The 12,351-nt window shown below is 48.4% G+C and carries 11 protein-coding genes; 8 read left to right on the top strand and 3 right to left on the bottom strand.

The annotated features are described in order from the left end of the window. The first annotated feature begins 440 nt into the window (after positions 1-440). The 3 genes from rpsO (at position 441) to nlpI (ending at position 4,107) form a co-directional block, all read left to right on the top strand. The gene (rpsO, locus tag L4D12_RS22405; protein WP_005369538.1) at positions 441-710 is read left to right on the top strand and encodes a 30S ribosomal protein S15; all 270 of its coding nucleotides are present in this window, start codon (positions 441-443) and stop codon (positions 708-710) included. 235 nt (positions 711-945) lie between these two features. Then, the gene (gene pnp / locus L4D12_RS22400) at positions 946-3,075 is read left to right on the top strand and encodes a polyribonucleotide nucleotidyltransferase (protein ID WP_428450052.1); all 2,130 of its coding nucleotides are present in this window, start codon (positions 946-948) and stop codon (positions 3,073-3,075) included. A 129-nt stretch (positions 3,076-3,204) separates the two neighbouring features. After that, entirely contained in the window at positions 3,205-4,107 is a 903-nt protein-coding gene (gene nlpI, locus L4D12_RS22395; protein ID WP_428450050.1) for a lipoprotein NlpI, read from the top strand. Between the two features lie 79 nt (positions 4,108-4,186). On the opposite strand, the gene L4D12_RS22390 is transcribed toward nlpI, so the two are convergent. The 3 genes from L4D12_RS22390 to L4D12_RS22380 form a co-directional block, all read right to left on the bottom strand. Beyond that, positions 4,187-5,062 (bottom strand): U32 family peptidase, encoded by an 876-nt coding sequence (locus L4D12_RS22390; protein WP_428450049.1) that lies wholly within the window; start codon positions 5,060-5,062, stop codon positions 4,187-4,189. Positions 5,063-5,071: 9 nt separating this feature from the next. Beyond that, positions 5,072-6,079: a ubiquinone anaerobic biosynthesis protein UbiU gene (ubiU, locus tag L4D12_RS22385; RefSeq protein ID WP_428450048.1), complete on the bottom strand. Its 1,008-nt coding sequence runs from the start codon at positions 6,077-6,079 to the stop codon at positions 5,072-5,074. Between the two features lie 141 nt (positions 6,080-6,220). Further along, on the bottom strand, positions 6,221-8,251 hold the full coding sequence (locus L4D12_RS22380; protein WP_428450051.1) for a sensor domain-containing protein: 2,031 nt from the start codon (positions 8,249-8,251) through the stop codon (positions 6,221-6,223). Between the two features lie 217 nt (positions 8,252-8,468). Here L4D12_RS22380 and ubiT point away from each other — a divergent pair, with 217 nt between their 5' ends. The 5 genes from ubiT to prfC all read left to right on the top strand — a co-directional run bounded on the left by ubiT (position 8,469) and on the right by prfC (position 12,310). Beyond that, positions 8,469-8,990, top strand: a complete 522-nt coding sequence (gene ubiT / locus L4D12_RS22375; RefSeq protein ID WP_428450047.1) for a ubiquinone anaerobic biosynthesis accessory factor UbiT — start codon at positions 8,469-8,471, stop codon at positions 8,988-8,990. Then, positions 8,980-9,483, top strand: a complete 504-nt coding sequence (locus L4D12_RS22370) for a GNAT family N-acetyltransferase (RefSeq protein WP_428450046.1) — start codon at positions 8,980-8,982, stop codon at positions 9,481-9,483. The genes ubiT and L4D12_RS22370 overlap by 11 nt, the downstream gene beginning before the upstream one ends. A gap of 121 nt (positions 9,484-9,604) precedes the next feature. Beyond that, positions 9,605-10,006 (top strand): DNA polymerase III subunit psi, encoded by a 402-nt coding sequence (locus L4D12_RS22365; RefSeq protein ID WP_428450045.1) that lies wholly within the window; start codon positions 9,605-9,607, stop codon positions 10,004-10,006. After that, positions 9,996-10,442 carry a ribosomal protein S18-alanine N-acetyltransferase gene (rimI, locus tag L4D12_RS22360; RefSeq protein ID WP_428450044.1) on the top strand — a complete coding sequence of 149 codons (447 nt, stop codon included), beginning with the start codon at positions 9,996-9,998 and terminating at the stop codon, positions 10,440-10,442. The genes L4D12_RS22365 and rimI overlap by 11 nt, the downstream gene beginning before the upstream one ends. A 287-nt stretch (positions 10,443-10,729) precedes the next feature. Beyond that, on the top strand, positions 10,730-12,310 hold the full coding sequence (prfC, locus tag L4D12_RS22355; RefSeq protein ID WP_428450043.1) for a peptide chain release factor 3: 1,581 nt from the start codon (positions 10,730-10,732) through the stop codon (positions 12,308-12,310). Positions 12,311-12,351 lie beyond the last annotated feature (41 nt).

Here is a 12,351-nt window from a genome sequence, read left to right as displayed (position 1 = left end):
CATAGAACCATAGAACCATAGAACCATAGAACCATAGAACCATAGAACCATAGAACCATAGAACCATAGAACCATAGAACCATAGAACCATAGAACCATAGAACCATAGAACCACTCTTGCCCTTGCTTTTTCTTGATACTCGTCCCTCGCTCCTAGACACTGGCTCTTTGTTCTTAGCTCTTGCCCTTGCTTTTCCTTGATACTCGTCCCTCGCTCCTAGACACTGGCTCTTTGTTCTTCCGCTCTTACCTTTGCTCTTCCTCGCACCTCGACCCTATAGACTCGGCACTTGCTCTTCCGCTCCTCCTCAAATCTCATCACTTATTGCATTATTCACTTGTGGTGATTGTGGCCTCCACGTATAATCCGCGATTCGGGTGCCGGCTGAATCAGAGATTGGCGGCACAAATTTGAAACATCTTTGTATTAGGAATGAGTTATGTCTCTGAATGCAGAAACTAAAGCAGCAATCGTTGCTGAATACGCGCAGTGCGAAAACGACACTGGTTCTCCTGAAGTTCAGGTTGCTCTGCTAACAGCGCAAATCAACCACCTTCAAGGTCACTTTGCTAACCACAAACACGACCACCACAGCCGTCGCGGTCTACTACGTATGGTTTCTCGTCGTCGTAAACTTCTAGACTACCTAAAAGGTAAGAACCTAGATCGTTACCAAGACCTAATCAAGCGTCTAGGCCTACGTCGCTAAGATTGCTTACTGAAAGGAGCCTTATGGCTCCTTTCTTTTTATCCAGCCCGTTTATCATTCCACGAGTCGTTTTCGTCGACCTTGAGGTCGCGGCTAATGACAGTTCTTCTTATCTTGAGAATTTTCATTAGTCGCGATGCGTGAAATTGCTGTAAATTGGCTTTCATCACATGACGCTTTTCTTTGTGTCAGATATACTTAACGACGCAAATAGAAAGCGGAATAATTTAAGGAAATTCACGTGAATCCTATCGTAAAGACTTTCCAGTACGGTAACCACACGGTTACTATCGAAACTGGTGTAATGGCACGTCAAGCTACTGCTGCTGTTATGGTAAGCATGGATGATACGTCTGTATTCGTCTCTGTTGTTGGTAAGAAAACAGCGGTAGAAGGTCAAGACTTCTTCCCTCTAACTGTTAACTACCAAGAGCGTACTTACGCGGCAGGTAAAATCCCTGGTGGTTTCTTCAAGCGTGAAGGCCGTCCATCAGAAGGCGAAACACTGACAGCTCGTCTGATTGACCGTCCGATTCGTCCGTTATTCCCAGACGATTTCAAAAACGAAGTACAAGTTATTGCGACTGTGGTTTCTATCAACCCAGACGTGAACCCAGATATCGTGACAATGATCGGTACCTCTGCAGCACTTGCTATCTCTGGTATTCCGTTCAATGGCCCAATCGGTGCAGCACGTGTTGGTTACATCAACGACCAATTCGTACTAAACCCAAGCAACACTGAGCTAGAGCAAAGTCGTCTAGATCTTGTTGTTGCGGGTACTGAAGGCGCTGTATTGATGGTTGAGTCAGAAGCTGACCGTCTATCTGAAGAGCAAATGTTACAAGCGGTTGTATTTGGTCACGACCAACAGCAAGCTGTAATCAATGCCATCAACGAATTTGCGGCTGAAGTTGCGACGCCTGCATGGGATTGGGTTGCTCCTGAAGAGAACACAATTCTTAAGAATAAGATCGCTGCAATAGCAGAAGCTAAGCTTGTAGAAGCTTATCAAATCACTGAGAAGATGGCTCGTTACGATCGCATCCATGAGATTGCTGATGAAGTAAACGAAGTGCTACTTGCTGAAGATCTTGAAGTAAACGCGAAAGAAGTTCACACGATCTTCCACGATCTAGAGAAGACGGTTGTACGTCGCAGCATCATTGCTGGTAACCCACGTATCGATGGTCGTGAAAAAGACATGGTTCGTGCGCTAGACGTACGTACTGGTGTACTTCCACGTACTCACGGTTCTTCTTTGTTCACTCGTGGTGAAACTCAGGCACTTGTGACTGCAACGTTGGGTACTCAGCGTGATGCACAAATCATCGACAGCCTAATGGGTGAGAAGAAAGATCACTTCCTTCTACACTACAACTTCCCTCCATACTGTGTAGGTGAGACGGGTTTCGTTGGTTCACCTAAGCGTCGTGAAATTGGTCACGGTAAACTGGCTAAGCGTGGTATTGCTGCAGTAATGCCTTCTGTTGAAGAATTCCCATACACTGTACGTGTCGTATCGGAAATCACTGAATCTAACGGTTCATCTTCAATGGCGTCTGTATGTGGTACGTCTCTAGCGCTTATGGATGCTGGTGTGCCAATCAAAGCGTCTGTTGCGGGTATCGCAATGGGTCTTGTGAAAGAAGGCGACGACTTTGTTGTTCTTTCTGACATCCTTGGTGATGAAGATCACCTAGGTGACATGGACTTTAAAGTAGCGGGTACTACCGACGGTATCACTGCACTGCAGATGGATATCAAGATCGAAGGTATCACTAAAGAAATCATGCAAATTGCGCTTAACCAAGCGAAAGGTGCACGTACGCACATTCTTAGCGTGATGGATCAAGCGATCAATGCGCCACGTGAAGAGATTTCTCAGTTTGCTCCTCGTATCCATACGATGAAGATCAACCCAGAGAAAATCAAAGACGTGATCGGTAAAGGTGGCGCGGTTATTCGTGCGCTGACTGAAGAAACCGGTACAACAATCGAAATCGAAGACGACGGTACAGTGAAGATTGCTGCAACTGAAGGTACTGCTGCGCAAGAAGCTATCCGCCGTATCGAAGAAATCACTGCTGACGTTGAAGTTGGCCGCATCTACACCGGTAAGGTTATGCGTATTGTTGATTTCGGCGCATTCGTTTCTGTTATCGGTGCGAAAGAAGGTCTGGTACACATTTCTCAAATCTCTCAGGAGCGTATTGAGAAAGTGGCAGATCACCTTGAAATGGGTCAGGAAGTACAAGTTAAAGTACTTGAAATCGACCGTCAGGGCCGTATCCGTCTAAGCATGAAAGAAGCCGTTGCGGATCAAAATCCAGCAGCTGCGAGCGAAGAGAAGCCAGAAGCATAAGTCTTTTTTCTAAAAGCATGATATAAAGGGGCTCTTGAGAGCCCCTTTTTTATTACTTATTATCGTCGCGGCGCACTCGCTGCAATGGTATATGCTAGAGATAGACGTGTCTCACCAGGGAGAACAGCATTGATTGCAAATAGGATTAAACTTGCATGCTTAGCATTGTCCATGCTATTGGCAGGTTGCTCATCACCTCAATCACCGTGGACTCACCCGCCAATGGCGGTGCCTTTCCAACCAACCATTCAGCAGCAAATCCAGCTGGCGCGTATCGATCAGCTACTTCAGCGAGATGATTTAGCGAAAGACACATTAGCGCAGATCTATTATGAGCGAGGCTTGTTGCACGACAGTTTAGGATTACGGGATTTGGCGCGGCTTGATTTTAATCAGTCACTCTCGCTGCGACCAGACCAACCGGATGTGTTTAATATCCTTGGGGTTTATTTTACCCAAGCGGCGCATTTCGATGCCGCTTATGAGGCCTTTGATTCCACCCTTGAGTTAAATGTTCGTCATCCCTTTGCCCAGCGAAATCGTGGTATTGCACTCTATTATGGCGGTCGTTATCAGTTAGCGTTCGATGATCTTAATGCCCATTATCAGCAAGACGTTAACGATCCCTATCGGGTGATTTGGCTTTATCTCGATGAGCTAGAGCTGGATCCCGTTACGGCGCAAGAGAAGTTGCGAGTGCGTTATGATGCGAGTGATAAGCAAGCTTGGGGCTGGCAGGTTGTTCGGTTGTATTTGGGCGATATCAGTGAGTCTGACTTCCTCAATCAGATCGCAACAGAAAGCGAAAATAATGCCGTGCTTGCTGAGCGTTTGACTGAAGCGTATTTTTATATGGGTAAGATGTATCATCACAACCATGATTATTCGTCGGCCCTGATGCTGTATAAGCTGACGCTGGCAGGTAATGTCTATGAGTTCGTTGAGCACCGTTTTGCGCTGTTAGAGCTGAGCCGATTAATGACGGAAGCGAGCGAAGAACAAGTGGTGGCGGAAGAGGAAATCGCGGAATAGACGATTTGTTTCCTTACGCATAGTGTTGAGAAAAAAGCCGCGATTGTTCGCGGCTTTTTGCTATTTGCCGTAGGCATCGTTACTCGATATTGAGTCCGGCAATGTTATGCCAGTAACCATTGCAGTGGTGCCCGTTATTCAGTTTGATTGGCTGAACGCCGCTTTGATTGGCCCTGAAATCATCGACCAGTGATAACGTATCGAGACCTAATGGACTGAGGCGAACCACATCGACCAAACCGGCCATGCCAAGCTGATCATTGATCAGGTTATAACAGTAGCCAGATTGGGTCTGGATCCCGTTAAGCGTAAACACTTTTTGGTCTTCCTGACTGTTGACGGTGATCCCGTTAGGGTATTTGATACAGCAGGTTTCACAGTCGTCTTTGGCTTTGTCTTCGGCCCGTGCGGTAAAGCAACGGGCTGAGTAGGCCAGTGGCAGGTAGCCATAGCTGAAGACTTCCGTTTCGAACTGGTCACGGATCCCCATTTGCTCACATTCGGTGATTACGTTTTGAAGCCATTGGCGTGACAGCTCTACTGGCATACACCAGCGGATCATGCCTTTTTTTAGAAATAAATTCAGTGTCTGGGCGTTATAGCAGTTCACGGCTGGGCCGACGACAAATTGTACCTTGTGCTCATGGGCCAGCTGGATCGCCGAGACATCATTGGCCTCGACAATGAAATCACCGTTATCAATGTATTTCTTCATCACATTGACTTCGCTCGGTGCTTCAAGCAGTGCCATGGTAGAGAGGACCACTTGCTTGCCTGTGGCCGAGATATCTTTAGCGATATCCAGCCAGTGTGCAGGCTTGAGCTCACGGCGTTTGGAACATACCGTCTCACCCAGATAGATGATATCGGTATTGGCTTGTTTGGCTTGCTGGTAGAAGGCTTCAACATCTATTTTGGGCCAGAAATACAGCAGGGGGCCTAAAGAATATTTCATGTCAGCTCCTTATTGCCATTTACGGTGATAAGCACCGAGAGTCGTTTGTTTGCCTTCTGAAACATTGCCAAGACAGGCATTCCAGGCAGGTTCAACGCTGTAGCCTTCTGGGTTGGCTTTATAGCGATCGATGGCGGCTCGCCAAGTTTTAGTGACTTGTTCCACATACGCAGGACTGCGTTGGCGGCCTTCGATTTTCACTGAGGCGATATTGGCTTTAAACAGCTCAGGTAATATTTCCAGTGTATTGAGGCTAGTTGGCTCTTCCAGAGCATGATAGCGGCGATTTGCCCCATCGATATTGATATCGAACCGGCCTTTGCACAGGGTCGGGTAGCCAGCATTTTCACCAGCCTGATAGCGGTCGATCAGTATTTCATTGAGTCGAGACTCCAGCCCCTGCGGGGTCTCCTGCCAACGCACATATTTGGCGGGTGAGCAGGCACCGACGGTATTGGGAGATTCTCCTGTCATGTATGACGACAGATAGCAACGTCCTTCAGACATGATACATAGGCTACCAAAAGCGAACACTTCCAATTCCACATTGGTATTACGAGCAAGTTGCTTGACCTGATGGATGGAGAGTACGCGGGGGAGTACGACCCGCTTTACATTGAAGTTCTGTGTGTAGAAATCAATGGCGGCGGTATTGGTGGCCGAAGCCTGAACAGACAGATGCAGCTCAAGATCCGGGTACTTGGTGGCGGCATATTCCAGTACCGCGATATCGGCAACGATCAATGCATCCACCCCCATTGCTGCTGCGGTATCGACCGCGCGGCGCCAGCGTTCAAAGCCGTCGGGATGGGCAAAGGTATTCAGGGCAACATGCAATTTACGGTCGTGGTCGCGCACATATTGCACGGCTTTTTCTAGTTTACGTCCTGTAAAATTTAAGCCTGCGAAGTGACGTGCGTTGGTATCGTCTTTAAATCCGATGTATACCGCATCTGCGCCGTTATCTATGGCAGTCTTAAGCGCTGGTAAGTTACCAGCGGGGCAAAGTAGCTCCATGTTGTTTTTATCTACCTGGTGGAAAAAAAGTAGTGAGACAAATAGTAGGGGGCGAGTCCCCCCGATGTTTTGATGTCAGGCAGGTTTTGTTGATTTAGGACAACTTATTTTGCATTTTTATAACGTACCACTTCGCCATGACTACCTGCTGTCCTTCACTAGAATAGCTTCTAGTTCTTGTTTTGGCAGTGGTTTGTAGAAATGGAATCCCTGAATAGAATTGCAATTAAGGTTTGACAGCAAAGTCGCTTGCTGACGGGTTTCTACGCCTTCTGCGACGACGCTCATATTGAGTGATTTACCCAGATTAATGATGTTTTCAATCAAGGTCAGCTGCTTGGGTACACTTTCGATATCCTGGATAAAGGCGCGATCGATCTTGAGCTCGTCGAGAGGGAAGCGGGCCAAGTATGAGAGTGACGAATAACCGGTCCCAAAGTCATCAATCGACAGGGAAAAGCCCATCTTTTTGATGGCATTGAGCATTTGGATGGTATGTTCGCCATCACTCATGACCGCACTTTCAGTGAGCTCAAAGGTAATATCAAGCGGGTTAACCCCAGTGCTTTTGCGCAGTTGGTCGACAAATTTGATTAAATTGGGATTGCCAAACTGTTGTGGTGAGAGGTTAATGGCCACCTTTCCGGTCAGTAGCTTCTTCGCCTTCCACTCCCTGACTGTAGTGAAGACTTCACGCATCACCACCTGACCCAGCTGTTCAATCAAGCCCGATCGTTCAGCAACCGGAATGAATTGCCCCGGGCTGATATACCCCTCAACGGGATGCTTCCAGCGCACCAAGGCTTCGGCGCCATCAATGGCAAAATCGCGGGCATTGACCTTAGGTTGGTACCAGACTTCCAGCCCGTTGTTTTGCAGCGCTTTTTGCAGTTCTATTTCGAGCCACAACTGCATGCGTGCTTCTTTATTCATCTCTTCGCTAAAGACGACGACACGATTGCGTCCGCGGTTTTTCGCTTCATACATCGCGGTATCCGCATTTTGTAGCAAAATCCGGGCATCGTTGCCATCACCGGGATAGCTGACTCGACCAATGGAGCAGGCCAAATGCTTACTGAAGTGATGGAGATTAAATGGCTGGTTGATCAGCGAGATCACTTGCTGAGAGACTAAATGACCGATCTGATCATGCTCAGGGTTGGGTAATAGAATAGCAAACTCATCGCCGCTGAGATGGCCGATAACGCTATTCTCTGGCAGCAATCCACGCAGCCGTTTTGCTATTTCTTGCAGTACTTGATCGCCAATGTGGTGACCCAGTGAGTCATTGATATTTTTGAAGTTATCAATGTCGAGGTAGAGCATAAACAACGGAGTGTTCTGGCCGATTAATTGCTCAAGTTTTCGGCTGAAACCATGGCGGTTGAGCAGGCCAGTAAGGGGATCCATCTGGGTTAAATGTTCCAGCTTATCCTGGGTATTGATTTGCTGGCTGTTGTTCTGAAGCAGCACCAACCGGGCCGGGGATCCTAAAAAGCGAATTTGTGAGGCGGCAATCCGTAACGGTCGATGTATCGGGCACTGATTGCTGGTGTAACAGTTACGGCTTTCCCCTTTGCCAAGCGATTGAAGTTGTGCTTTCTGAATGGGGCGATTGTTCGCATCAACCAATAGTGTGCCGATATCTTTGCCTTGCATGTCTTGCGAGGTACTAAAACCGAGCAGGGTGGCCGCATTGGCATTGGCTGAAATAATGGTGTTACCTTCAACCACACAACTCCCGTCAGTGATTAAGGTGTTTAAGGTATGCAATTGCTTTTCCAGTTCCTGAATAGAGTTGATCAGGATCTGGCGCTCAGAAGTATCGGCACAGTGCAGAACAATTTGGCTGACCGTACCGTCTTCGGCATGAATGGGGGCAAGGCTGAAGTGCATACTGGTATCGTGACGGTTATCATTCAGTACCACTTCGCTCTCAATGGTTTCCCCTTTAAATGCACGGTTATAATAGGGAAGCATTGAACGATAGAATGTCGGGCCTAAGGTGTCGGTATCATTAAGGCCAACCAGTTCATTGCGATCTAAACCACTGACTTCGCTATAGCGGTTATTAACCGCTAGATAGTTATGGTCAGGATCTAAAATGGCAAAAAGGAACGGGCTGTGGTCCGTTAGCAGGGAGAACCAATAATTGAGTTGCTCTGTCGGCATGATCTGAAAAGTGTGTCCTAATCTGGCTGTCATCGAAACTTTGTCATCGAAACAATAAGGCGACAGGTGGTTTTTTTCTACTATAACCTGCACCTAAACATCAATCCCAAACTTTACCACGACAATACCGTATTTTTTGACTCAAGGCATAAAATGACTGACCTTTCTTGCCATACAATCAAGCGTAATATGCGGCTTATACAGGAAATGAAAAATAGTGATTGCTCAAATTAGACAACAGCTGGTTCTACACGGTCCGGCTTTCTTACGGATCCCCGCCAAGCTAACGCCTTTTTCTGTGCAGAAGAAAGTGATGCTGGAAGGGCTCGCGATGGTCTTTAAAGAAGCCCTTGAAGACGGTGATTTTGAGTTTCTCGAAGACCGCTGGCTGAAAGTGGAAGTTCGCGATCTGGATCTGCACTGGTACATCAGCTATCAGAACGAGCAATTAGTCGTATCAGAGCACGTCGAACAGGAAGACGTGAGCTTCAGTGGTGAATGCAATGATTTGGTTTTGATTGCTGCACGCAAGGAAGATCCTGATACACTGTTTTTCCAGCGTCGCCTGCGTATTGAAGGTGACACCGAGCTGGGGTTGGAAGTGAAGAACCTGATGGACAGTATTGATTTGGATTCGCTACCGGCACCAGTTAAATTTTTCTTGCAGCAGTCGGCAGACTTCATCCATAAAGGGATGCAGGATCCCACTGGGCAAAAAGAGGTCACGAATGCTCATTAGAACAGAGGCTCCGGCAGATATCCTGCCGATTGATAACCTGCTTAAGTCGGTTTTTGACACAGACGCTGAGGCCAATTTGGTCATGCGGTTACGAGAGAATGGCAATCGCACGTTGTCACTCGTTGCCTGCAGTGATGAGGGTGAGGTGATCGGCCATGTGTTGTTCAGCCCTGTGATGCTTGATGGTCAGGATGAAAATTGGCAGGGGCTCGCCCCATTGGCTGTTAAAGCGGAGTATCAGCGTCAGGGAATAGGCCTGGCACTGATGGAAGAAGCCAAATTGATGCTGGCAGAGTTCGGCTACCCAGTGGTTGTGGTATTGGGTCACAGTGACTATTACCCGAAAGTTGGCTTTAGCCGTGCATCTGATCATGGCATCAACTGCCCATGGCCCGTACCGGAAGACGCCTTTATGGTGCTTGAGGTTCTGCCTGACACCCTGTCAGGCCGCCGTGGTACCATTGCTTATTGCCCAGAATTTGCGGACGTGTAGCCATATCTGGTTATATCAGCGACGATACCACCTGCGGGTGGTATTTTTTTACCATGATGGGGCTGCGTTCGGGGCGAGATCTGGTAGTATCCCCAGCCAGAGTGATCATCGAGGTGAGTGGATGAAACAGCGTGATTTACAGCTCATGCAGGAAATGGGGTTGATTTACTGGCAGGTACGTAAACCGGATTTTTATCCGGGGCGAGAGTTACCCGCGATTGATCTGCCTGCGTCCTGTAAATTGTTATTTGTGTGCGACGATGAGCTTAACGAACATGACCGCTGGCTGTTTGGTCGTATCCTCAGCAGTATGAAGCTCACACCGGATCAAGCCCTGAGTCTGCCCGCTGCAGCGGTCGAACAGGTACGTGAACACCATCTGACATGGTGTTGGGTGGCGGGGTGTGAGGCGGTGCATCCGTCAGGCTGCCAGTTGCTGACCTCGATTTCATTACCGCATATGCATACCAACCCGGGCAGCAAGAAAGCCCTTTGGCAACAGATTTGTTCTTATGACACATAACATTGTTTCACTGGCGTCGCATCATCTTGATGATGTGTGGCGTATCGAACAGGCCGCCCATGCCTACCCGTGGGCTGAATCCATGATCCGTAAGGAACCGAATAACATTGCGGTTAATTGTGCTCTGGAAGTGGATGGTCAGCTAGTTGGCTATTGTTTTGGCCAGCTGGTGGCTGGCGAGGCCACCCTGCTGAATATTGCCGTTGATCCGGCTTGTCAGGGACAAGGTCACGGCAAGCGCTTGATGGAAGGCTTTATGGCGCTGCTTGAAGCCCGTCAGGCGGAAGATATCTGGCTGGAAGTGCGGGAAAGTAACACCCGGGCTTATCAGCTTTATGAATCACTGGGCTTTAATGAAATTAACCGCCGGGAAGGGTATTACCCTGCCCCAAATGGCCGCGAAGACGCGTTGATCATGACTTATCTTGTGATGTAAGTGCTACGCGGTATGGCGAACCGAAAACAGCGCGGTGTTACCGCTGTCGCTTTGCGATGAGTTTGCGTATAATTCCGCCATCTTCAAAGCTCCAATCATTCATTATTCATGCTGTGCAAGTATAGAGGGTGACATGTAATTAACAATTATTGTTAGCAATCTCGTTCTGCCAGCGCAGAGAATAAGATCGGTTTCGATCTTTGTATTAGGAGCGTGCCAGCCCATCGCCAGACGTTGCATGGGTTGCCATTCGATTATTGAAATCTCTCACAGGATTATCAACACTTATGTCTTTTTTACCTGAAGTGAACAAGCGCCGTACGTTTGCGATCATTTCTCACCCCGATGCGGGTAAAACCACCATTACTGAAAAAGTACTGTTATTCGGAAACGCGATTCAGAAAGCCGGTACGGTTAAAGGCCGCGGCTCTAACCAGCATGCGAAATCTGACTGGATGGAGATGGAAAAAGAACGTGGTATCTCGGTGACGACATCGGTGATGCAGTTCCCGTATAACGACTGTCTGGTTAACCTGCTAGATACCCCAGGACACGAAGACTTCTCGGAAGATACCTACCGTACATTGACGGCTGTTGACTCCTGTCTGATGGTGATCGATGCGGCAAAAGGTGTCGAAGATCGTACCCGTAAGTTGATGGAAGTTACCCGTCTGCGTGATACGCCGATAGTAACCTTTATGAACAAACTGGACCGTGATATCCGCGACCCAATGGAGCTGCTTGACGAAGTCGAGAACGAGCTGAACATGGCGTGCGCCCCGATATCATGGCCGATTGGTAGCGGAAAAGAATTCAAGGGCGTTTATCACATTCACCGTGATGAAACTATCTTGTACTCAACGGGTCAGGGCCACACAATTCAGGAAACCCGTATCGTTAAAGGGCTGGACAACCCAGAACTTGACGCTGCAGTGGGTGAATACCTGGCGGCACAGCTACGTGATGAGTTGGAGCTGGTACTGGGTGCCTCGAACGAATTTGATCGTGAGCTTTTCCTTGCGGGTGAGCTAACACCTGTATTCTTCGGTACCGCATTGGGTAACTTTGGTGTTGACCACATGCTAGATGGTCTGACTGCGTGGGCACCAGCGCCGCTACCTCGCCAGGCGAATGAGCGTGAAGTGGTTGCCACGGAAGATAAGTTCTCAGGCTTCGTGTTTAAGATCCAGGCCAATATGGATCCGAAACACCGTGACCGTATTGCCTTCATGCGTATTGTGTCAGGCACGTATACCCAGGGCATGAAGATGAACCATGTCCGCACCGGTAAAACCGTTAGCATTTCTGATGCCGTTACCTTTATGGCCGGTGACCGTTCTCGTGCGGAAACCGCTTATGCTGGCGATATTATTGGTTTGCATAACCACGGTACAATCCAGATCGGTGATACTTTTACCCAGGGTGAAAGCCTCAAGTTTGCGGGTATTCCTAACTTTGCACCGGAATTGTTCCGTCGTATCCGCCTGCGTGATCCACTGAAGCAGAAGCAACTGTTAAAAGGCTTGGTTCAGCTATCAGAAGAGGGTGCGGTGCAGGTGTTCCGCCCACTGCAGAACAACGATCTGATCGTTGGTGCGGTCGGTGTGCTGCAGTTCGACGTGGTGGTTGCCCGTCTGAAAGCGGAATACAACGTTGAAGCGATCTATGAAGGCGTCAATGTCGCGACAGCCCGCTGGGTTGAGTGTGGCGACGCGAAGAAGCTGGACGAGTTCCAACGTAAGAATCAGGCCAACCTTGCTCTGGATGGTGGTGATAACCTCAGTTACATCGCGCCAACTATGGTGAACCTGAATCTGGCGAGAGAGCGTTTCCCTGACATTGAGTTCCGCGCAACCCGCGAACACTAATCACATTTACGCTCAGCCGTTATCTGGAAGCCGTCACAATT

It is taken from the genome of Photobacterium nomapromontoriensis, assembly GCF_050336815.1.
Lineage (GTDB): Bacteria > Pseudomonadota > Gammaproteobacteria > Enterobacterales > Vibrionaceae > Photobacterium > Photobacterium nomapromontoriensis.
The sequence above is the reverse complement of the archived record's forward strand: the minus strand, read 5'-3'. Positions and strand labels throughout refer to the sequence as shown.

Excerpts from the sequence above, each read along its gene's own strand:
- prfC (WP_428450043.1), top strand. The coding sequence starts at position 10,730 with ATGTCTTTTTTACCTGAAGTGAACAAGCGCCGTACGTTTGCGATCATT.
- rimI (WP_428450044.1), top strand. The coding sequence starts at position 9,996 with ATGACACATAACATTGTTTCACTGGCGTCGCATCATCTTGATGATGTG.
- rpsO (WP_005369538.1), top strand. The coding sequence starts at position 441 with ATGTCTCTGAATGCAGAAACTAAAGCAGCAATCGTTGCTGAATACGCG.
- ubiU (WP_428450048.1), bottom strand. The coding sequence starts at position 6,079 with ATGGAGCTACTTTGCCCCGCTGGTAACTTACCAGCGCTTAAGACTGCC.
- L4D12_RS22390 (WP_428450049.1), bottom strand. The coding sequence starts at position 5,062 with ATGAAATATTCTTTAGGCCCCCTGCTGTATTTCTGGCCCAAAATAGAT.
- L4D12_RS22365 (WP_428450045.1), top strand. The coding sequence starts at position 9,605 with ATGAAACAGCGTGATTTACAGCTCATGCAGGAAATGGGGTTGATTTAC.
- L4D12_RS22370 (WP_428450046.1), top strand. The coding sequence starts at position 8,980 with ATGCTCATTAGAACAGAGGCTCCGGCAGATATCCTGCCGATTGATAAC.
- L4D12_RS22380 (WP_428450051.1), bottom strand. The coding sequence starts at position 8,251 with ATGCCGACAGAGCAACTCAATTATTGGTTCTCCCTGCTAACGGACCAC.